We start from the raw sequence: 20,977 nt of genomic DNA, 5'->3' as shown, positions 1-20,977 counted from the left end.
CCGAAACCCATCACCGATAGGATGGCGGCAGTGCACCGAAGACGCTGCCGTCTTTGACTCAACGCAAAAAGGAGCTCACACGTGGCTATTGCAACCCCGGACAAGTACAACCAGATGATCGATTCAGCGAAGGCTGGCGGATACGCCTACCCCGCGGTCAACGTCACCAGCTCACAGACCCTGAACGCCGCGATCCGCGGTTTCGCCGAAGCCGAGTCTGACGGCATCATCCAGGTCTCCACCGGCGGTGCCGCGTACTGGTCAGGCGCCAGCGTCAAGGACATGGTGGTCGGCTCCCTGGGCTTCGCCGCCTTCGCCAAGCAGACCGCTAAGAGCTACGGCGTGAACATCGCTCTGCACACCGATCACTGCCCCAAGGACAAGCTCGACGGCTTCGTGCTGCCGCTGCTCGCCGCCTCCGAGGCCGAGGTCAAGGCCGGGCGCGACCCGATCTTCAACTCCCACATGTGGGACGGCTCCGCGGAGACCCTCGAGGAGAACCTGCGCATCGCCGCCGAGCTGCTGCCCCGCAGCGCTGCTGCCAAGCAGATCCTCGAGGTCGAGATCGGCACCGTCGGCGGTGAAGAGGACGGCGTGGAGAACGCGATCAATGACAAGCTCTACACCACCATCGAGGACGCCACCGCCACCATTGAGGCCCTCGGCCTGGGTGAGCACGGCCGCTACATGACCGCGCTGACCTTCGGCAACGTCCACGGCGTCTACAAGCCCGGCGGTGTGAAGCTGCGCCCGGAGATCCTCAAGGCCATCCAGGACGAGGCCGGTGCGAAGTACGGCAAGGATGCCCCCTTCGACCTGGTCTTCCACGGCGGCTCCGGCTCCTCCGAGCAGGAGATCTCCGACGCCGTCTCCTACGGCGTGATCAAGATGAACATCGACACCGACACCCAGTACGCCTTCACCCGCCCGGTGGCCGGGCACATGCTCGCCAACTACGACGGCGTGCTGAAGATCGACGGCGAGGTCGGCAACAAGAAGACCTACGACCCGCGCGTCTGGGGCGCCAAGGCCGAAGAGTCCATGGCGGCCCGCATCGTCGAGGCCTCCCAGCGCCTCGGCTCCGCGGGCAAGTCCATCAAGTAAGTCCCTTGGCTCAGTTCTAAGAGCTGACCGACGACGGCGGCCGCACCCTTTCTCGCGAGGGGTGCGGCCGCCGTCGTCGTCGGAGGGGGCGGTCCGGCCCCCGCCTCCCCCGGAAAAAATCGTAGGGCTCTAGCTTGTCGTATCGCTAGAGCACTACGACACGACGGTAGCTCTACGATTTTTTCAGAGGGAGCGCTTCTGTCGCACCGCGAGCAACAATGCTGCACCAGCCGACGCAAGGACGGCGCCCAGCACGAGGGCGGTTGTCTCGATCCAGGACCCCGCGATGGGGGAGTTGTCCGTTGTGCCGATCGTGGCCCCGAACACCACCGCGCAACCCAAAATGAACAACAACCAGTGAATGCGGCGTCGACGCCGCCGTCGCCCGGTCTTCACGCTCCTCGACTCACTCATCGGCGGAATCCGCCCTCCGTGTTGATGATCTGTCCGGTGATCCATGCGGCCTCCTCGGTGCACAGCCATGCGATCAGCCGCGCTGGATCGTCGGGCTCACCGAAGCGGCCCACCGGGAACAGGTGTGACATCTGCTTCCACGCCTCGGGTCCGAGGTAGCCGGTGTCTACCGGACCGGGGTTCACCGTGTTGACCCGGATGCCATGGCTTATCAGCTGCTCGGAGAGCGTCGCGGTGATGCCCGCGAGAGCGGCCTTGGATGCCGCGTAGGCCACCTCGCCCGGCATCGGTCCCAGTCCCTGCCCCGAGGTCAGGAAGACGATCGACCCCGGGACTTCGCCGGAGTGCTGGCAGAGGAACGCCTGCGCCAGGAGGATCGAGGCCCGGGTGTTCACCGCCCAATGCTCGTCGAGCTTTGCCGCAGTGAGCTCCCCCAGCGCTCCGTCCCGACCGTTGAGCGCCTGATTGCAGACCAGTGCGTCGACCGAGCCCAACTCAGCGATCGCTGCGGTCATCACGTGCTCCGCGCCATCAGGATCGGCCAGGTCAGCATGGACCTCGACGAGCCGAGCGTCTCCGACCAGGTGACCCCGGACACCGTCGAGCACCAGGGAGAGGTCGTCCTCACCCCAGGGCTGTTCCCGGTCATGAGGGGAGTAGTGGTGGCAGACGACGCTGGCGCCGTAGGCGGCCATCCGACATGCCGTGGCGTAGCCGATTCCCGCGCGCCTGCTCACTCCGGTGACCAGCACGTTGCGGCCCTGCAGCGGAAGAGGGTCGCGGGAGAGGTCGGAGGTGCGGGGCTGCTCCATGGGCTTATTGGACCACATCAGACCTCCCAGCGGGAGCTATAGCTGCGGTGTGCAAGCAGCGCGGCGAGTTCCGTGTGAACCGCGACGGTCTTCTCGAGCCGCGACTGCCGATCGGGGATCAGTCCGCTGTCGTCGTCCCAATCTCGGTCGCTGAAATAGCCCATGTAGGGATTGATCACGCACTTGAAGTCAAGCATCAATGACGAGGCCAACTGGCCCGTGGCCATGTAGGACTGCGGCAGGCCCGCCGCGCAGATGAACGTGACCACCTTGTCGAACCACGCAGCGCTCGTCCCCTCTTCGCCGGTGGCCCCGGTCGCTTCGATCAGGCTCTTGGTGGCTGCGGAAGGCGCCCAGTTGTAGATCGGCGTGGCAAGAATGATGCCGTCAGATTCTGCGATCGTGCGATGCAGACGGTCGAAGGGACCGGTCTCGAAGACGCTCGAGTTGTCGAAGGCTGGAAGAGCGTGCTCGCGCAGGTCGAGGATGGGCGCCTGGTGTCCGGCTGACTCCAGCAGTTCTGCGGCCTGAGTGGCAAGGGTTCGGCTTCTGCTCTCCGGATCGAGGCTGCAGGAGATCACGGGAAGCACGAGTCCACTCATGCCGCGAGGTTACCGGAGTTCAGAGTGCGTCAGTGGAGCCGTGAGCGTTCAGCCCGTGGCGCGGCGACGCCGGGCGAATCTCATCCCAGAGAGGAATCCCACCGCGAGCAGTCCCAGTCCCAACAGCACTATGCCGAGTACACCCAGCGTCGTGAATGTAGTAGAGGGATCGGGTGCATACGTGCTTTCTGACAGTGGCGCGTATGCGAACCACCCGAACCTGGTCTGCTGCTGCATAGCCGCGATCAGCGTGACGATGCCGCCTACGGTCAGAGCGATCGCGACCACCCAACTGATCAGCTCCTTGCGCGAGAATTCCATCCCCCGATCGTAGCCATCGCGCCGCCGGCCAGGCAGAGGCTTGCTGCCAGCACGGCCATCGCCGTCGGGCTCCAGCTGCCCTGCAGCATCCCGAACCCGGCCGCGCCCGCCGCTTGCCCCGTCGCCACGGCGATGAACAGTACAGAGGTTCCAGCCCCCGCGTGATCCGGCCAGAGGCGCCGTGCCCAGAGAATCAACACCCCCGTCAGCGCCATGTACCCCGCGCCGAAGATCGCCATGCTGGCATAGGCGAGAGCGGGGTGTTCCCCGAGCAGCGCCCACGCCAGGACCGCGTTCGCCGCCGCCAGCACAACAGCCGTGATGCTCCACCCGACAGGTTCACCGACCCGGTTCACGAGCGCCCCGGTGAGTGTGCCCAAAAGTCCTCCCGCCCCCAGGACGATCCAGAGCCAGCCGACCTGATTCGCGGCGACCACGCCCGAGTCCGTGACCAGCAGCGGTCCGAAGGTCCATAGCAGCGCAGACCCTGACCCGACGACGACGGCGGCGCCGCCCGGGAGCAGCATCTTCCGCCACGCGTGGGCTCTGACCTCGAGGGAGGGGGTCAGGCTCACGCCCGCCCCGGAGCCGGCACTCCAGGATTTCGTCGTCGTCGACGACGCGGCGTGTCCCCGGCGTCGAGGGCTCAGTTCAGCACGCCCGCGCAGCGGAAGCAGCACCGACGCGGCGGCGGCTCCCGCCAGACTCGCCATCACCACCCATGCGGTTCCCACTGACGGCGCGAGAAACGCAATCAGACCTGCCCCGATCACACCCACGCCGGTGCCGGTGTTCACCATCGATTGAGCGGTTGATCTCGCGCGGACAGCGACCATTGCGTCGATCACCGGCACCAGGGCTGGTGAGGCGAACCCCCCGCCCATCCCTGCGATGACCACAGAGGCGATGAAGAAGACCGGCTCCGAGGCCACGGCGACTCCGAGTGACCCGAGGGTCGCGGTGGCCCCTGCGAGGACCAGGACCGTTCGCGGGCGTCGATCCGCCAATCGTCCGGCGATCACGGCCGCCACCGAGTAGGCGATGAACTGGGCTGCGGCCGCCCAGCCGAGGACCTCGATCAGTTCGGGACGCTCGGCAGCCAGCCTCGGGGCGAAGAGCCCGACTCCGAAGCGTGCCATGCCGTACGTCACGGCGATCAAGAGCATGCTCGCCACCGCGATTCCCAACCCCGAGCTGCCTGCGGGTGGGCTCGCGCTGTCTATGGCCGGGGTCGTCCTGGCCGCGCCGATGGGGGAGGCCTGGGTTCCTGGGGTGTCGAGCATGCGCGGCCTCCGAAAGATGGCGTCTGGGGTATAACGAACGTTTCACTGTAACGAACGTTATACTAGTTTCATGCCAGATCCACAACGCACCAGAGACAGGGTGCTCGACGCTGCAGAGAATCTCTTCTTCCACGAGGGCATCAGCATCACCGGCGTGGACCGGGTTGCGGCCGGCGCGGGCGTCTCCATCGTGACGCTCTATAAGCACTTCGGATCCAAGGACAACCTGCTCCGCGAGGTCCTCGACCGCAGGCTCACCGACTGGACCGCACACTGGGACGCAGCCATCACGGCGGCCAACTCGCCCCAGGCGCGGCTGCTCTCGATCTTCGATGCGATCGAGACCTTCCGGGCCTCCGCGGGGGCGACTCAGTGGTGCTGCTTCCTGGCGACAGCTTCCGAGCGCCCAGCCCCCGAGCCGGACAGCGAGGACCCGGTCTTCGAACTCATCCAGCAGGACACGGAACTGGTGGCCCGGCGACTGCGTCAGTTCACGGTGGAAACAGGATTCCCTGACCCTGACGCGGGCGCATCGATGTTCCTGCTCCTCTATAACGGCGTGCTCTCCAGCCTGCTGCGTGGCGCACCGGCAAATCCTGTCAGTCAGGCTCGAAAGACGGCGCAGCAGCTCATCGCCGCCTGGTGAGCTGCCCCGGGTGCTGTTCCGGATGCAGTCCGGAGGAGTGTCACCCCCTTAAAAAATCGTAGAGCTATCCGCATTTCGTAGAGCTATAGCTCTACGATTCGCTAGAGTTCTACGATTTTTTCCAGGAGGGGCGGGGGCTCGACCACATACCCCCCCCCAGCAGCCTGCTCCCCGGGGAATGGAGCTGCTCTCGGTAGGGTTGAGCCTTGGGAAATCGTCTTCCTCGGCCGATCTCTCGGACGGCCGGACGTCACCACAGCTCGGAGAACCTCATGAACCTGACCTCAATCGCCCTGCGCGCCGTGCCCGGTGCCTTCATCCTCAACGCCGGCATCGGCAAGCTGAAGCTCGATGCCGAGTCCGCCGCCGGCATGCAGGGAATGGCCGCCACCGGCGTTCCTGCCGTCAAGCAGCTTTCCCCGGAGCAGTTCGGCAAGGCCCTGGCATGGGGTGAGATCACCCTCGGCACCGCACTGCTGACACCCTTCGTGAGCAACCGAGTGGCCGGCGTGGCCCTGGGCACCTTCGCCAGCGGCATGCTGAGCATGTACTTCCGCAACGACGCCATGACCCAGAGCGACGGCGTCCGCCCCACGCAGGACGGCACGCCGATCGCCAAGGACGCCTGGCTCGCCGCCATCGCCATCGCGCTGGTTGACCTCGGCACGTCGAAGAAGTCGAAGAAGTCCAGCCGCAAGTAGAGCCGACCCGCTCGGCTGCACCGGCCGGCCGATCGATGGCCGCCCCGCCCCGCTGGCGGATTGCCCACCCGCTGCCTGACCGCTGACCCCCGCGAGAAAGCGATCCTCATGACCCGCGAGAAGCTGCTCCTGCTCGATTTCGACGGCACGCTCTGTCTGGGGGACGACCCGGTGCTCTTCTACGCCGACCGGGTGGACGCCCAGCTGCGAGCCCGGAATCTGGCAGGACACTTCGCGGGCAGGACAGTCCGTGAGATCGCGACCCGCGCCTTCGCGGCAAACACCCTGCTTGCCCCGGAGATCCAGTACGACGCCGCGGGGGCTCCGCTCACCGTCGGCAATGAGCCCACCCACGACGATGCCAAGGCCCACCCGGTCTCCTGGCCGCTGCAGGACGGCTACCAGCTCGTCCAGCTGTTGGCCCGGCAGGCCGGGCTCACCGACGCCGAGTCCGGGGAGTGCTTCCGTGCGGCACGGCGGGATCTGCTGGCGCATGGGCTCGAGAAGACCGATGTCCACGCTTCTTCCGGGGCCAGGCAGCTGGTGGCGGAGGTTCGCGAGCACGCCGTCGTCGTGCTGGTGACGAACTCGCCGGCCGAGGTCTTCGCACCCTGGCTGGAGGCGCTCGGGCTGAGCCAGGCCTTCGATCTGGTCATCAATGATGCGCGCAAGCCCTTCGGCATGCCGGAGGCGTTGAAGCGCGCACGGGCTGCGGGAACCACCGCTGCGGGGAGCAGGGCTGCGGGAGTCGCGACGGCGGACGCATCCGGGCAGCCGATCCACCCACACCAGATCCTCTCGGTGGGGGACATCTGGCGCAACGACCTCGAACACGTCGCCGCCATCGGAGGCAGCACGGTCCTGATCGATCGCTTCGACACGGGGCTGGGGGAGCCGGATCACCGCGTGGAAGGCTTCGGCGGCGCCGCCCAAGCGATCCTGACCTGGTCCAATAGCGCGGCAAGGGTGTAACCTTCGTCACAACGCTGATAACCGCGTGTTAACAGTGTGTGACGGGTTGTCGAACAGCCCTCTCACAGGTTGGAGGGGGCCTGAGGCGGCCCTTAGAGTGAATCCAGAATCGCCCGACGTCAGCGTCATCACTGCGCTGACCTGGGGCGTGACTCACCGAGTACCGCAGCACTGAGAGTTCTACGGTGAGCCGGACCGGTGTCGCCCTTGCATCTTGATGAAGAGGAAACTCCATATGCGTATGAAGACCAAGTCCACGTTCGCCCTGGCGGGCGTGCTGACGCTCGCCCTCTCCGGCTGTGTCGCAGATGAGGGAGAGACCGGCGGCGGCGATGCCGAGGAGACCAACGACTCCGAGGCAGCGATCTCCAGCGTCGACGAGATCGTGATTGCGCTCGTCCCCTCCAATGACGTCGACAACATCGTGGAGAGCGCGGAGCCGCTGGCCGACGCCCTCAGCGATGCACTCGACGGATTCCCGGTCCGCGCCGAGGAGACCCAGGACTACCTCGGCGCCATCACCGCCATGCAGACCGGTGACGCACAGGTCGTCATGTCCGGGCCCGTGGGCATGATTCAGGCCGAGGAGCAGGCCGGCGCCGTGCCGATCACCCAGTCCATCCGCTATGGCTCCGATGTCTACGTGACCCAGTGGTTCACCAATGACCCGGACACCTATTGCATGGACGAGCCGGTGGACGTGCCCGATGACGAGGGCAACACCATGCTCTTCTGCAACGGCACCGACGAGGCCGAGCCTGGCGCCGTCGGCACCGAGGCGCTGGAGCAGATCGAAGAGGGCACCACCGTCTCCTATGTGGACCAGGGCTCCGCCTCGGGTTACTACTACCCGGCCACCCAGCTCAACGAACTGCTCGGCTTCGCCCCGGGTGAGGGTGACATCGATGAGCAGTTCGCCGGCAGCCACGACAACTCGGTGATCAACGTCTACAACGGCAGTGCCACGATCGGCACTTCGTTCGACGACGCTCGCGAGAACGTCGTTGCAGAGAACCCCGATGTGGGCGAAGAGGTCGTGGTCTTCGCCTGGGCTGGACCGATTCCGAACGACGGCATCGTCGTTTCGGACGAGTTCACCGAAGAAGAGCAGCAGGTCCTCACCGATGCCTGGCTCGCTGTCGCCGAGGACGAGGACGGTCTCGCAGCACTCGACGAGGTCTACGAGATCGAGGGCATGGTCGAAGCCGATCAGGAGGCGCTCGACGGCGCACGCCAGGTCTACAACGACTTCGGCGATGAGTGACCTCTAGCAACCCCTTCTGAGAGGAAACAGTCCTCCTTCAGTCGGCAGCCCGGGTGCGCAGCTCTTACGCTTGTGGCGTGAGCTGCGCACCCGGACCCGGCTAGGACACAGACCATGATCACTTTCGAGAACATCGACGTCGTCTACCCCAATGGTTTCAAGGGGTTGAGCAACGTCAATCTGCAGATCAACAAGGGCGAGTTCGTGGCCATCGTCGGGCTCTCCGGAGCAGGCAAGTCCACCCTGATCCGGACCGTCAACGGGCTGGTGCCCTTCACCTCGGGCACACTGACCGTGGGCGACGTCGTCGTCGATCCGCGCAGCAAGGCGAAGCTGCGCCGCCTCCGGTCCCGCGTGGGGATGATCTTCCAGTCTTTCAACCTGGTCACCCGGGTCTCCGTGCTGAACAACGTGCTCGTCGGACGATCCGCGGACACCCCCACCTGGCGCTCGCTGCTGGGCTGGTACCGCGCCGAGGACAAGGAGCTCGCCTTCCAGTCCTTGGAACGGGTCGGAATCGTCGACAAGGCCTATATGCGTGCCGCCTCGCTCTCCGGTGGCCAGCAGCAGCGCGTAGCCATCGCCCGTGTGCTGGCTCAGGACCCCGAGGTGATCCTCGCCGATGAGCCGGTCGCCTCGCTGGATCCACCCACTGCGCACAAGGTCATGCGCGACCTGCGCCGCATTCAGCAGGAGCTGGGTATCACCACCATCGTGAACATGCACCATCTGGACCTTGCCCGCAGCTACGCCGATCGCGTGATCGGAATGCGCGCCGGTGAGGTGGTCTTCGACGGACCCGTGGAAGAAGCCACGGATGAGGTCATCGAACAGGTCTACCAGCGCTCGCTGACCGCCGAGGACATCGTGACCGCTGAAGCGACGCAGGAGTAGCGCGTGGTGACCACCTCCACCGCGGAACGCCGTGCCGCACCGCAGGCGGCGACGGTCCGTCCCGAACCCCCGCGGCCCAGCGGCCTGGTCTACCTGGGTCTCGCGGGTCTCGCCGTCCTCGCGTTCATCGTCTTCTGGGTCATCCAGGAGTCCGGGGATGTTCTGCTGATCCCGCTGGGCTTCGTGACGCTGTGGGCCCCCTTGAACCCGGTCATCGGGCTCGTCGTGATGCTGGTGGCGCTCGCGGTGTGCTTCAAGGCCAGGATCGGCACGATGGCGGCCTTCGGAGCGCTCGCCTTCATCATGATGAGTTACTGGGCTGGCGCCACCGTCGGCTTCACGCTGCTCGAGATCCCCGAGCGCTGGTCCAATGTGGAACCTCGGCTCATGGCGTTCCTGGATCCGAACTGGAGCTACATCTGGACCGTCCGGGACCAGTGGCTGATCACGATCTCGATGGCGGTGGTGGCCACGCTGGTCGGCTGCGCCATCGGACTCGTCCTGGCCATGTATGCCTCCCCGGTCTCTAGTCCTAATAAGGGCACCTCGCAGACGATCAAGGCTGTGAACTCGGTCATCCGCTCCATCCCCGACGTCGGCTGGGCGCTGCTGTTCGTCGCTTTCATCGGCGGAACCGCTCACGGGCTGGGTCCCATGGCAGGCATCCTGGCGCTTCTGATGTTCAACATCGGGATCGTGGCCAAGCTGACGAGCGAGACCATCGACGCCGTGAACCCGGGTCCGGTGGAGGCCGCCGACGCCTCTGGCGCCACCCTCACCCAGCGCAACCGGCTCGCGATCCTCCCGCAGGTCCTCCCTGGCTTCGTCTCCTACGGCCTCTACGTCTTTGAGCTGAACATCCGCGCATCGGCCGCACTGGGAATCGTCGGCGTCGGCGGCATCGGCTCCGCCATGATGCTGCAGCTGAATCGTTTCCAGTTCGAGAACGTCGCCGCCATCCTGATAGCCCTGATCGTGGTGGTGCTGCTGGTCGACATGTTCTCCATGTACATCCGGAGGAAGCTGCTGTGAGTACCCCCAACCTCAACGCCGGACCGGGGAGCACCTCGCAGACGAAACCCCGCTTCGCTGAAGACGCGCTGGACCGACGTCCGGTGCGCCCGTCCAAGCTTCGCTACAACCTCGGCATGCTGGCCGTGGGCATCATCTTCATCGCCGCCGTCTCCGGTGCGGGCATGGACTTCGGCGCCCTGCTGAACCTTCCGGCAAGCATCATCCAGTACGGCCAGCTCATGGCTGCGGGCGTCTTCCAGGCCCCGGATGCGACGGTGGCCGGGTACTGGACACAGTCCTTCGACGCGATGTTCGAGTCTGTGGCCATTGCCTGGGTCGGCACCATGGTCGGAGCGCTGTTCTCCCTGCCGCTGGGCTTCCTGGCGGCCCGCAACATGTCCCCGCTGCCGGTGTACATCGTGGTGCGTTTCGTGCTCTCGGTCATCCGTGCGGTGCCGGAGATCATCTTCGCCATCGCCATCATGCTGCCGCTCTTCGGTTTCGGCAGCGGTGGCGGTGGAGCTCTCGCCGGCGCCATGGCGCTGGGCGTCAGCTCCATCGGCACGCTGTCGAAGCTCATCTCCGAGGCCATCGAAGCCGTGGACGGCGGTCCGCTGGAGTCCTCCCGGGCCTCGGGCAGCAACCAGATGCAGATGATCCGGTGGGCCGTGATGCCCCAGGTCATGCCGGAGGTCATCGCCATCTGGCTCTACCGCTTCGAGGTCAACATCCGTGCCTCGGCCATCCTCGGCGTCCTGGGCGCGGGCGGCATCGGCGCGCTGCTCTCCACCGTCTTTGGTGCACGCGAATGGGACCGGATCGGCATCGTCCTGGTGGTCATCATCGTGGTGACCATGCTCGTGGACCAGATCTCCGCATTCATCCGGCACCGCGTCATCCACGGTGGCGACCTCCGCAGTGACGGTGGGGAGCCGCAGGAGGACGACGACGACGCCGGCCCGAGCCCTGAGAATGATCCGCGGGTCGAGACTGATCCGGCTCCTCAGGAGAACCGGGCGGCTGCGGGTCTCTAGCTTCTCGAGCAGTAGGATGGACGAATGAGCATCGTCGGTCACAACTTGATGGAACCGGAGCCCACACTGCTTCCGGCTGAACCCGAAGTCTCTGAATCGCTGGTCGCCGGCGAAGAGCCCGTTGACCTGGCGGCCAAGCACCCAGAATCTTCACTGGTCTGGGCGCTGCTCGCCGAGGATGCGCTGGACCAGGGATACACCGTGGAAGGCTACGCATACGCCCGCGTGGGGTATCACCGTGGCCTCGACGCGCTGCGTGGCTCGGGCTGGCGCGGGGCTGGTCCCGTCCCGTGGAGTCATGAACCCAACCGCGGGTTCCTGCGCGCGCTCGGCGCGCTGGGGCAGGCTGCCGCCGCGATCGGAGAGACTGCCGAGGTCGAGCGCATCTCCCAGCTTTTGCGGGATTGTGATCCTTCGGCTCCTGAAGCGATCAGCCGCCTGCGCTGAACGCGGACTGGCGGGCTGTGGCCTGCGCAGACCTTCACTGACACGCATGCTGGGAGGGCGGCCTGACCATGGCTAAGCTCTATTTTCGCTACGGCGCCATGAACTCGGGGAAATCCACCGGGTTGCTGCAAGCCGCGTTCAACTACGAGGAGCGCGGCCAGCGTGTCCTGCTGGCGAAGCCTCAGGTGGACACCAAGGGTGAGGACGAGATCGTCTCCCGCCTGGGGGTCACGAGGAACGTCGACTTCTTGATCCCTCCTGACGCGCCCCTGCGCGAACTCGTCTCGCAGCATGCCCACGGCACCACGCCTGGCACCCTTCTGGATGACATGGAAGCCGAGTCCGGTGCGCTGAACCGCCAGATCAAGCCCGTAGCCTGCCTGCTCGTCGATGAGGCCCAGTTCCTCGCGCCCGCGCAGGTCGAGGACCTGTTGCGCATCGCGGTGCTCGACGACGTGCCGGTGCTCGCCTACGGGATCCGTACCGACTTTCGCACCACGGCGTTCCCCGGCTCAGCGAGGCTGATGGACCTTGCCCATGCCCTGGAGGAGCTCAAGACGATCTGCCGCTGCGGACGGAAGGCCGTGTTCAACACTCGTCGTTCCGGTGAGGGCATCATCTTCGACGGTGATCAGGTCGCGATCGACGGGACTGACATCTGGTACGAGTCCCTCTGCGCGGCGTGTTATCTGGAAGCGTCCGGAGGTCGGCTCGGCTAGTCAGATGACGGCGCTCGAGGGTGAGACCGAACCGCGTTGATAGAATCTCCCGGGATGCCTTCGCCGCTGCGCGAGCTTCCAGACCAGCTCAGCCCGGGAAAGGAACGCCATGCCAGCCATTGTGATCGTCGGAGCCCAGTGGGGCGACGAAGGTAAGGGCAAGGCCACAGACCTGCTCGGTTCGCGAGTCGACTATGTGGTGAAGCCCAATGGCGGCAACAACGCCGGACACACCGTGGTCGTGGGTGGTGAGAAGTTCGAGCTCAAGCTCCTTCCCGCCGGCATCCTCTCCCCGAACGCCGTGCCAGTCATCGGCAACGGCGTGGTGGTCAACCTTGAGGCACTTTTCCATGAGATCGACGGGCTCGAAGCTCGAGGCGCGGACACCTCCAAGCTGAAGATCTCTGCCAACGCCCATCTGGTGGCGCCCTATCACCAGACCATGGACAAAGTGGCCGAGCGCTTCCTCGGCAAACGTGCCATCGGCACTACCGGACGCGGCATCGGTCCGACCTACATGGACAAAGTGGCCCGCCTGGGCATCCGCGTGCAGGACATCTTCGATGAGTCGATCCTGCGCCAGAAGATCGAAGGAGCACTGCGCCAGAAGAACGAACTCCTGGTCAAGCTGTACAACCGGCGCGCGATCGCCGTGGATGAGATCGCCGAGTACTTCCTGGACTTCGCTGAACGGCTGCGACCGATGGTCGTCGACACCACGATCCTGCTCAACGATGCGCTGGACCGCGGTGACGTGGTGCTGATGGAGGGCGGACAGGCCACCTACCTCGACGTCGACCATGGCACCTACCCGTTCGTGACCTCCTCGAACCCCACGGCAGGCGGAGCCTCGGTGGGCTCGGGCATCGGGCCGACCCGGATCAGGCGTTCCATCGGCATTGTGAAGGCGTACACCACCCGTGTGGGTGCCGGACCGTTCCCCACCGAACTCTTCGACGAGTGGGGCGAATACCTGCAGAAGACCGGCGGAGAGTTCGGCGTCAACACCGGCCGTCCCCGCCGCTGCGGCTGGTACGACGCCGTCATGGCGCGGTACGCATCCCGCATCAACGGCTTCACCGACTTCTTCCTGACCAAGCTCGATGTTCTGACCGGCATCGAGCAGATCCCGGTATGCGTGGCCTATGAGATCGACGGCGTGCGCCACGATGAGATGCCGATGACGCAGACCGAGTTCCACCACGCTAAGCCGATCTTCGCGAACTATCCGGGCTGGACCGAGGACATCTCCGGGGCGCGTACCTTGGAGGACCTGCCGGTCAATGCGCGGGACTACGTGCTGGCCCTGGAAAAGCTCAGCGGCTGCCGCATCTCCGGTGTCGGCGTGGGCCCTGGACGTGACCAGGTGATCGCGATTCACGATCTCATCGAGGACTGACGCTGAGTTTCGCGGACTAAGACCTGGGCCAAGAGAGTGTCGCTTGTCCCAGGTCTTTGCCATATCAGGACGCATCTCGGCTTGTGATCTACATATGATTGGCGTTTCCTATCGACCGATCCGTCCGGAACAAATGCGGATGCTGTATCGAGGGGCCAAGCATCGAGTGCCAACCGGGGACCCTTTTGTTTCCATCTCAAGAAGTTGTGCACACTAACCTTGACGCCATCTAATTATTAGTGATTCTATCGATATGTTCTTGGGTGTCTTAGGTCACTTGTTGAACAAACTGTAATCAGGACGATCGTATTCACTCGCCTCGTCCCAGTACGGCAGGTGGCAGAAACAGGTCACGCAATGCGCGCAGGGGGCGTGCTCGCGGGGCGGGAGAACCTATTCAAAAGGGGATCCCGTAGATGAGGAACGACACACCGACGCGTTCGGAGGCCCGGCCTCCAGCGCACAGAAGCAGGTGGAGGAGGCTGACGGCCGCTGCCTCGACACTCGTATTGGGCTCGGGCCTGACCATGGTGGGCGCCGCGCCTGCTCAGGCAGCTCCCGGAGACGAATCAAGGGCGTCGGCCCAGTTTCTCGGCGGTTCGGTGCTGAGCGGCATTGATCTATCATCAATTGCCGGGCTAGCTGGCGTTGAAGCAGAGAACTTCGGTACACCGGAACCCGAGATCAGTTCCACAGACCTGGATGTGACGGCTCTCAGTGCGATTCAGGTGGTCGTCAGTGACGGGGTATCGGTTCCCCTTGGGGGACCTGTTGCAGCTGGGTGCTGTCAACCAGTACGCGGAGGCCCAGGATGAAGGGACGTCACGAGCCGCGTCGGGTGCTGTAAGCGACGCGGGTGTTGTGGACACGACGGGAGAATCTGGTTATCCCGCAAACGCCAACCTTGACCTGACCTCTCTGCTTCCGAGTTCTTCTCTCCTGTCGACAGCTGAGTTGTCGCTAGGCGCCGTCACTGGCGTCGCCGCGTTGGATGCTTCTGTAGATGGGCCGCTGGCCATTCAGTGCACCGACTTGTCCGCCCCAGCGCATTGCCGGGACTACCAGATTGCATCCGCTGACTTGAGCGTGGTCTCGCCGTTACTGGAAGACGTTGCGACAGGTGTCGACGCCGCCTTGGTGCCCCTGAGTGCAGGCCTCGGGGATCTAGAAGACGACGTTCTGGCTGGCCTTCTCGGTGGTGTCGAGGACTCCTTGGACCTCATTAACGGTTTGGATGGCATCACGGGCCTTGCGGTAGGTGAGAACGATCTTAATGTTGCGATCTCCGCTGACTTGGATGGCGCTCTCTCCCCGATCCTCAATGAAGATCGCAGCGCGGGTGGTGTCACGCTGAATTTGGCAGCAGGCACGGTGTCTGTCGATCTCGCGCAGGTTGTGGATCTGAATAACCTTCCCCCGAATACGCCGCTGCTCGGACCAGCGACCATCACTGCGATTGGGACGCAGGTTGAGGGGCTTCTCGCGGGTGCTCAGGAGGCCCTCAACGCCGAAGTGCAGAACGTCCTGTCTAACGCTGGTGTCACGGTGGGTGGCGGCGTATGTCTCCTGTCGACCCTCGGAGCTTGCACTGCGGGCGTCGATATCGACTTCGAGGGAAACCTGGCCAGCCTTTTGGATGGAAGCACTCCTCTTTCGATCACTGGCTCGGGGCTGCTCGGAGGTCTGCTGACGGGGATTCTTGAACCGCTGACGGCTACGGTGCAGGGGACACTGAGCTCTGTTGTCTCGCCCTTGGTTGAGAATGTTCTCAGCGAGGCAGGGGAAGCAGTTGAGAGCCTCACGACTGACGTAGCGTCAGACCTGACGCCGGCGCTTGCGTCCTTGAATGATCTTGCTGCGGTCAACGTCAATGTCCAGTCGGAAGAAGGTGGCCAGTTCACTGAGACCGCCGTTCAGATCGCTTTATTGGGCGGAGCCGGTGCGACTGTGAACCTTGGTTCTGCATCTGTTGGTCCCAATGCACTGGCGGCTGATGACAGTGATTTCGACACCTCCATCACCGCGGATCCCTCCACGGTGGAGCAGGGCGAGTCCACGGAGATCACCGGTGATGGTTTCGCCGCTGAGGAATCGGTGACGGTGAGCATCCCGGGTGCCGAGGATGGCGATGATCCGATCACGGTGGAGACCACCACGAATGCTGATGGTGAGTTCACCACGGACCTCCCGATCCCGGCCGACTACCCGACCGAGGATGTGACGGTCACTGCTGTGGGCGCTGAGTCTGAGACTCCAGCCACCACGGGTATCACCGTCGTCGCCCCGGGTGATGGGGGCGATGGGGACGATGGTGATTTCGACACCTCGATCACTGCGGACCCCTCCACGGTGGAGCAGGGTGAGTCCACTGAGATCACTGGTGATGGTTTCGCCGCTGACGAATCGGTGACGGTGAGCATCCCGGGAGCTGAGGATGGCGATGATCCGATCACGGTGGAGACCACCACGAACGCCGATGGTGAGTTCACCACGGACCTCCCGATCCCGGCCGACTACCCGACCGAGGATGTGACGGTCACTGCCGAAGGCGCCGAGTCCGAGACCCCCGCGACCACGGGTATCACCGTGGTTGCTCCGGGCGAAGGCCCTGGCGACGGTGATGACGGCGACGATGGCACGTTCGACACGGACATCGTGGCCGAACCCACCAACGTTGAGCAGGGTGGTTCCACGGAGATCACCGGTATCGGTTTCGCTTCGGAGGAAACTGTGACGGTGAGCATCCCCGGAGCCGAGGACGGCGATGATCCGATCACGGTGGACACCACCACCAACACTGACGGTCGCTTCACCGTGAACCTCCCGGTTCCTGCCGATTACCCGCTCGGCGAGGTAGTCGTGACCGCAGTGGGTGCTGAGTCGGAAACTCCCGCCAGCACCGAACTGAATGTCGTCGCTCCCGGCGATGGTGGCGACGATGAGGGTGATTTCGACACTGCTGTAGTCGTGGATCCCTCCACCGTCGAGCAGGGTGACTCCACCGAGGTGACCGGTATCGGGTTCGCTCCCGAGGAAACGGTCACGGTGAGCGTCCCCGGCGCCGGGGACGGCGATGATCCGATCACCGTGGAGACCACTACGGACGGTGACGGTGGATTCACCGTAGACCTTCCGGTCCCCGCGGACTATCCCACCGGTGATGTGGTCGTGACGGCAGTGGGTGATGAGTCCGAGACTCCAGCCACCACTGATCTGTCGATCGTCGCTCCAGGCGGAGGCAACGGCGGGGATGACGACGACTCAGACGTCGATCCCTCAGTCTCGGTTGACCCCGAGATCGCAGCACCTGGCGAAGACGTCACCATCGAGGGTGATGACTTCACCCCCGGCACCACCGTCGATATCGAGATCACCGACGAGAACGGAGACGTCATCGGCACGATCGAAGATGTCGAGGTGAACGACGACGGCGAATTCACCGAGGAGTGGACGGTGCCTGAGGGGACCGAGCCCGGTGATCTGACCGTGACAGCCGCGGATGAGGAGGGCAACAGCGCCAGCGCACCCCTGGTCATCGTCGGCGACGGTGGTTCTGGTGACGAGGACGGAACTGATGAGCCGTCAGTCACGGTGGATCCAGAGACTGCCGAACCGGGTGACACCGTGACGGTCGAGGGTGACGACTTCACCCCCGGCACCACGGTGGACGTCGAGGTCACCGACGAAGATGGCAATGTCGTCGGCACCATCGAGGATATCGAGGTCGACGAGAACGGCGAGTTCATGGTGGACTGGGCCGTTCCCGAGGACATCGAGCCCGGTGAGCTTGTCGTGACCGCCACCGATGAGGAGGGCAACTCCGCCAGCGCTCCGCTCGAGGTGCTTGGTGCGGGCAGCGGTGGGAACGGAGACGGCGTCCCCGTTGAAAGTGGCAGCGACGACGACGGAGCCGCCGGCTCCGGGCCCCTCGCCACGACGGGCGCGACTGTGGCGACATTCGGTCTGGTCGCTCTGGTGCTGACTCTGATCGGTATCGGACTCTACGTGGCGTCACGCCAGCGCCGAGTCACGGACCAAGAGTAAGCGCATTCGGTTGCACTGCTGATCCTCGCGGCGTCGCCTGAGCGACACGCAGGATCTCGAGGGCGGCGTCATCTACGGGTGGCGTCGCCCTCCGGCACGCCGGCATCACGTGACGCCCGCGTAGAGGACCGTCCCTCATCGAGAGCCTCTGCGTCCGTAGTTTGGCCCTCTAACGAGATTCGAGAATGACAGTAGCAAATTAGAAATAAGGACTGTATTGTGAGTGAGGTTACATTCATGATTTTGAGGGGACTCTTTGGGCACTGAAGGTCCTCGCGTCGGACGCGAGCAGGAACTTGAGCTGATCCGGCGGGCCTCGCGTCAGGCCGCAGAGCGCCGGGCGCAGGTCGTCTATCTCGAAGGATTCGCGGGCGTGGGCAAGGGAGCGCTCATGCGAGATGCCCTTGCGGACTTCGAGGACTGGCGGGAGATCGTCGTCGTCCTGGACCAGGAGCAGAGCGATATCTCAGGAGATCTGCTGCGCCGCCTGGTGCTTCCGCCGGATACGCAGTTGCGCGGCCAGAGCGTGGATGAGCTCGTCGCCGAAGGCCTGCAGAGGGCACAGATCCTGCGACGCCCGACGGTGATCACGTTGGTCAACACCCAGTGGATCGACAGTGAGTCGGCTGAGGCTCTGTTGCGCATCTGCACCATGCTTCGTGACGCGGCGATCCTGGTGGTGATATCAGGACGTCCCTCCGCCCGACCGGAGGTCAATCGACTCAGCGCCTTCGCTCGAAACAGCCCGAATGGCACCTACATCCGGGTCGACCCGTTCCGCCCAGCCGAGACGAAGGAGCTTCTGGCGCAGTATCTGACCACTCCGCTGAGCGCCAGGGTCGTCGACACGGTGCAGATCGAGACCGCCGGCTACCCGCTGCTGGTGCATGAGGTGGGACGCCATCTCGCGGCCACTCCCATCGGCACTCGACGACTGGCCATGTCGATCAATGCGACGAAGGCCGGACCCGCGGCCCAGTGGATGCGGCGAGCATTCGAAGAGGCCCTGGTGCCGCTGACCGAAGACACGAGGGAGGTTTTGCGTCTCCTCGCGGTATCCTCCATGCCCCTTGCAAAGCATCAGATCGCCCTCGCGCTGGACTCTCCTGCAGACCTGTCCGACGTTCTGGAATCAGGGCTTGCGGCCTGGGATGAGAGGTTGTTCGGCTACAAGATTCGAAACGGCCTCATCACCGAAGCGCTGCTGGCGTTGATGTGCCCCAAGGAGCTCGCCGAGCTCCGCCAAAAACTGATCGGCATCGTTGATGAAGCTGCTGCGCTCACCCACCGCGTGGAGATTGCCCGAGTCCTCCCCACCTCTGAATCCAACAGTGAGCTGATCCGCGACCTGCGCGATGCCGCCGCTGATTCCCTGCTGCGCGGGGACCTGGAACAAGCGTTCCAACATTTCCTCGCCGTGGCAAGCCTGAAGGCTGACACGCAGGCACTTCTGGATTTGTTGTACTTCGGTGCGGTCCTGGGGCACCTAGATTGTTTCGCCCCGTATGAGTCGTCGCTGCGATGCCTCAAGCCTGGTCCGCTGCGGCAAGGTGGGCTCGCGCTCGTGGCGTTGGATCGCGACAACCTGCAGGAGGCCGTCGCCGCGCTGGAATGGCAGACCCGAGTCGAGCCCGAGGATCCCGCGGCGCTGATCTTCGGACAAGCAGTCGCGCTGGTGGCGGCGGAGCTGGGCATCATGGGCGTTCCTGGCCGTGCCGAGGCGGCAAAACGTGAAACGCTGCGCATGCTCGCAGTCAGGGAGGAGCATCTCGACCAACGCCTCGCCGCACAGGATTACAGTCACGCGCCTCGAGAGGCGATGGAATGGGAGCGAGCGCACGGGGCGGGGTTGTGTGCCTTCATTCAGCTGTGGCAGGTCTTCGATGCTCAGGATCCCCGCACGGTCCGGGAGGCCGAGGCTGAGATCTCTCGAGAGATTCAGAGACTCGAGCAGATACCGAACTCGGAGCTCTTCCAGGTGGGTCTGCGTTCCGCGAGGGGCACCAGGCGTCGCTACCTCGGCGACCCGGTCGGGGCGTATGGGGACCTCTCCGACGTCATGGCGGTCTCTCCCGATATGACGTTCCTGACGTACGCGAAGGCCCAGTTTGCGCAGGTCCTGTTCGCTGCAGGCCTCTGGGAGGACGCGATGGACGTGGCGGCGGCCGCGACGGACAGTGCGCTGCTGAGGCGAGAGGATGCCACGGCGCTCGTCGCCTATTTGACCTGGGCGCTGATACCGATCAGCAGGGGTCGCTACGACGACGTCGCCCCGATGATCGAAGAGATCTCGGCCGTGCGTAAGGGGGCGGGCGTGCTGGTCTCTTCTGCGCTCGAACACCTGTACGCGTGGACGGCCGTGGTGGATGCCGATCATGAGCGCGCCGTGCAGCACCTGCTTCGATTTCGCGATGAGGCCGGTGGCTGGTTGAACGTCGGAATCGACGCGGTGCTGATGCTCGTTCGCGCAGCCCATTACGCCGGACTGAGTTCCATGATCCCCTCGCTACAACGTGTCGTCCAAGCTGGTGACTGTCCGGTCGCACCGGAGTTCGAGGAGGCCGTCGTGGATTACATGGAGGGTTTCCAGGCATGGGAGGGGCACGACCCCACCGAAGCCATGCGGCGATTCGCGCGAGTCGATGCGTGGCTGGAATCCCAGCCTCCCTTGCACCTGGCGCAGCAGATCTCTGACGCAGGCGGATTCCGGCTCTTCAAAGCCTTCACATACCTGGATATGAGTGCGCTGGTCATCGCCTATCCGCAGGAATTGAAGCGGAATCGCGTCACTGTGATCGAGGCGCTTGAGTGGACCATTGCACTGTTCACCAGCGTGGGGTCGCCGGGCCTTCTGAAGTTGGCCGTGGAGCAGCTCTCTGCGCTGAGGCCTCGACTGGACCGGCATGCTCCGCTCAAACGGGTCCCGCATGTGCAGGGGCCCTCAGCGGCGCGGACTTCAGCGGGGTTCACTCCCAAGCTGAAGCCGGAGATCTTCCGCGAGAATGTGGCGAACGACCACACCGGCCCTCTGGATGGGCTGTCTGGGCGGGAGCGCCAGGTGGCGGTATTGATCGCCGATGGGTGGACCAATAAGGAGATCGCCGAGGAGCTGGGGGTTTCCGTGCGCACCATTGACTTCCACGTGCGCAATGCGTTGACCAAGTTCGATGTGAGCTCCCGTCATGAGATTCGACACCGGCTGCGCCACGGGACAGCTGGCGGCTGAGGCTGTTCTCGCGAGCCCCCGCCCGAGGGGGTTCGTCACCGGCGGAAAGCCACCTGGTGATCTATACCAGGTATGACCTGG

18 protein-coding genes and 1 pseudogene are annotated in these 20,977 nt (G+C 64.5%); 15 read left to right on the top strand and 4 right to left on the bottom strand.

Annotated features, from left to right (window positions below):
• Positions 1-81 precede the first annotated feature (81 nt).
• Complete coding sequence (gene fbaA / locus IY716_RS07130; protein WP_218220875.1) at positions 82-1,104, top strand: class II fructose-bisphosphate aldolase; 1,023 nt, start codon at positions 82-84, stop codon at positions 1,102-1,104.
• Between the two features lie 410 nt (positions 1,105-1,514).
• Here the strand turns inward: fbaA and IY716_RS07125 are convergent, their stop codons facing one another.
• From IY716_RS07125 to IY716_RS07110, 4 genes are read right to left on the bottom strand one after another with little or no spacing between them, the layout of a single operon-like run.
• Positions 1,515-2,330 carry an SDR family oxidoreductase gene (locus IY716_RS07125; protein ID WP_218220874.1) on the bottom strand — a complete coding sequence of 272 codons (816 nt, stop codon included), beginning with the start codon at positions 2,328-2,330 and terminating at the stop codon, positions 1,515-1,517.
• A 17-nt stretch (positions 2,331-2,347) separates the two neighbouring features.
• Entirely contained in the window at positions 2,348-2,932 is a 585-nt protein-coding gene (locus IY716_RS07120) for an NADPH-dependent FMN reductase (RefSeq protein WP_218220873.1), read from the bottom strand.
• Between the two features lie 48 nt (positions 2,933-2,980).
• On the bottom strand, positions 2,981-3,253 hold the full coding sequence (locus IY716_RS07115; protein WP_218220872.1) for a hypothetical protein: 273 nt from the start codon (positions 3,251-3,253) through the stop codon (positions 2,981-2,983).
• A complete protein-coding gene (locus tag IY716_RS07110; RefSeq protein ID WP_218220871.1) occupies positions 3,229-4,536 on the bottom strand; it encodes an MFS transporter in 1,308 nt (435 codons plus the stop codon). Before IY716_RS07110 ends, IY716_RS07115 begins: the two co-directional genes overlap by 25 nt.
• A 70-nt stretch (positions 4,537-4,606) precedes the next feature.
• Here IY716_RS07110 and IY716_RS07105 point away from each other — a divergent pair, with 70 nt between their 5' ends.
• From IY716_RS07105 to IY716_RS07045, 14 genes and pseudogenes are all read left to right on the top strand, one after another.
• Positions 4,607-5,182 (top strand): TetR/AcrR family transcriptional regulator, encoded by a 576-nt coding sequence (locus IY716_RS07105; RefSeq protein WP_218220870.1) that lies wholly within the window; start codon positions 4,607-4,609, stop codon positions 5,180-5,182.
• 272 nt (positions 5,183-5,454) lie between these two features.
• Positions 5,455-5,883, top strand: a complete 429-nt coding sequence (locus tag IY716_RS07100) for a hypothetical protein (RefSeq protein ID WP_218220869.1) — start codon at positions 5,455-5,457, stop codon at positions 5,881-5,883.
• Between the two features lie 108 nt (positions 5,884-5,991).
• Positions 5,992-6,855: an HAD family hydrolase gene (locus IY716_RS07095; protein WP_218220868.1), complete on the top strand. Its 864-nt coding sequence runs from the start codon at positions 5,992-5,994 to the stop codon at positions 6,853-6,855.
• Positions 6,856-7,090: 235 nt separating this feature from the next.
• Complete coding sequence (gene phnD / locus IY716_RS07090) at positions 7,091-8,119, top strand: phosphate/phosphite/phosphonate ABC transporter substrate-binding protein (protein WP_218220867.1); 1,029 nt, start codon at positions 7,091-7,093, stop codon at positions 8,117-8,119.
• A gap of 114 nt (positions 8,120-8,233) precedes the next feature.
• A complete protein-coding gene (phnC, locus tag IY716_RS07085; RefSeq protein ID WP_218220866.1) occupies positions 8,234-9,013 on the top strand; it encodes a phosphonate ABC transporter ATP-binding protein in 780 nt (259 codons plus the stop codon).
• Between the two features lie 6 nt (positions 9,014-9,019).
• Positions 9,020-10,045 (top strand): phosphonate ABC transporter, permease protein PhnE, encoded by a 1,026-nt coding sequence (gene phnE / locus IY716_RS07080; RefSeq protein ID WP_218220865.1) that lies wholly within the window; start codon positions 9,020-9,022, stop codon positions 10,043-10,045.
• Positions 10,042-11,061 (top strand): phosphonate ABC transporter, permease protein PhnE, encoded by a 1,020-nt coding sequence (gene phnE, locus IY716_RS07075; protein WP_369699616.1) that lies wholly within the window; start codon positions 10,042-10,044, stop codon positions 11,059-11,061. Before phnE (IY716_RS07080) ends, phnE (IY716_RS07075) begins: the two co-directional genes overlap by 4 nt.
• Before the next feature lie 24 nt (positions 11,062-11,085).
• Positions 11,086-11,508, top strand: a complete 423-nt coding sequence (locus IY716_RS07070) for a DUF3151 domain-containing protein (protein ID WP_218220864.1) — start codon at positions 11,086-11,088, stop codon at positions 11,506-11,508.
• A gap of 68 nt (positions 11,509-11,576) precedes the next feature.
• Positions 11,577-12,227: a thymidine kinase gene (locus IY716_RS07065; protein ID WP_218220863.1), complete on the top strand. Its 651-nt coding sequence runs from the start codon at positions 11,577-11,579 to the stop codon at positions 12,225-12,227.
• Positions 12,228-12,336: 109 nt separating this feature from the next.
• Entirely contained in the window at positions 12,337-13,626 is a 1,290-nt protein-coding gene (locus IY716_RS07060) for an adenylosuccinate synthase (RefSeq protein ID WP_218220855.1), read from the top strand.
• A 416-nt stretch (positions 13,627-14,042) separates the two neighbouring features.
• Positions 14,043-14,441 carry a DUF3693 domain-containing protein gene (locus IY716_RS14020; protein ID WP_218220853.1) on the top strand — a complete coding sequence of 133 codons (399 nt, stop codon included), beginning with the start codon at positions 14,043-14,045 and terminating at the stop codon, positions 14,439-14,441.
• A pseudogene (locus tag IY716_RS14015) lies at positions 14,344-15,045 on the top strand (choice-of-anchor G family protein); the annotation flags it as partial. The gene IY716_RS14020 and the pseudogene IY716_RS14015, both read left to right, overlap by 98 nt.
• 423 nt (positions 15,046-15,468) lie before the next feature.
• Positions 15,469-17,670 (top strand): hypothetical protein, encoded by a 2,202-nt coding sequence (locus IY716_RS07050; RefSeq protein WP_255316461.1) that lies wholly within the window; start codon positions 15,469-15,471, stop codon positions 17,668-17,670.
• A 256-nt stretch (positions 17,671-17,926) separates the two neighbouring features.
• Positions 17,927-20,896, top strand: a complete 2,970-nt coding sequence (locus IY716_RS07045) for a LuxR family transcriptional regulator (RefSeq protein WP_218220849.1) — start codon at positions 17,927-17,929, stop codon at positions 20,894-20,896.
• The last annotated feature ends 81 nt before the right edge of the window (positions 20,897-20,977 follow it).

The sequence above is a fragment of the Nesterenkonia sp. Act20 genome (assembly GCF_019173455.1).
Taxonomy (GTDB): domain Bacteria; phylum Actinomycetota; class Actinomycetes; order Actinomycetales; family Micrococcaceae; genus Nesterenkonia.
Note: the sequence above shows the minus strand (reverse complement) of the source record. Positions and strands in the feature narration are given on the sequence as shown.

Excerpts from the sequence above, each read along its gene's own strand:
- IY716_RS07125 (WP_218220874.1), bottom strand. The coding sequence starts at position 2,330 with ATGGAGCAGCCCCGCACCTCCGACCTCTCCCGCGACCCTCTTCCGCTG.
- IY716_RS07120 (WP_218220873.1), bottom strand. The coding sequence starts at position 2,932 with ATGAGTGGACTCGTGCTTCCCGTGATCTCCTGCAGCCTCGATCCGGAG.
- IY716_RS07115 (WP_218220872.1), bottom strand. The coding sequence starts at position 3,253 with ATGGAATTCTCGCGCAAGGAGCTGATCAGTTGGGTGGTCGCGATCGCT.
- IY716_RS07110 (WP_218220871.1), bottom strand. The coding sequence starts at position 4,536 with ATGCTCGACACCCCAGGAACCCAGGCCTCCCCCATCGGCGCGGCCAGG.
- IY716_RS07105 (WP_218220870.1), top strand. The coding sequence starts at position 4,607 with ATGCCAGATCCACAACGCACCAGAGACAGGGTGCTCGACGCTGCAGAG.
- IY716_RS07100 (WP_218220869.1), top strand. The coding sequence starts at position 5,455 with ATGAACCTGACCTCAATCGCCCTGCGCGCCGTGCCCGGTGCCTTCATC.
- IY716_RS07095 (WP_218220868.1), top strand. The coding sequence starts at position 5,992 with ATGACCCGCGAGAAGCTGCTCCTGCTCGATTTCGACGGCACGCTCTGT.
- phnD (WP_218220867.1), top strand. The coding sequence starts at position 7,091 with ATGCGTATGAAGACCAAGTCCACGTTCGCCCTGGCGGGCGTGCTGACG.
- phnC (WP_218220866.1), top strand. The coding sequence starts at position 8,234 with ATGATCACTTTCGAGAACATCGACGTCGTCTACCCCAATGGTTTCAAG.
- IY716_RS07070 (WP_218220864.1), top strand. The coding sequence starts at position 11,086 with ATGAGCATCGTCGGTCACAACTTGATGGAACCGGAGCCCACACTGCTT.
- IY716_RS07065 (WP_218220863.1), top strand. The coding sequence starts at position 11,577 with ATGGCTAAGCTCTATTTTCGCTACGGCGCCATGAACTCGGGGAAATCC.
- IY716_RS07060 (WP_218220855.1), top strand. The coding sequence starts at position 12,337 with ATGCCAGCCATTGTGATCGTCGGAGCCCAGTGGGGCGACGAAGGTAAG.
- IY716_RS14020 (WP_218220853.1), top strand. The coding sequence starts at position 14,043 with ATGAGGAACGACACACCGACGCGTTCGGAGGCCCGGCCTCCAGCGCAC.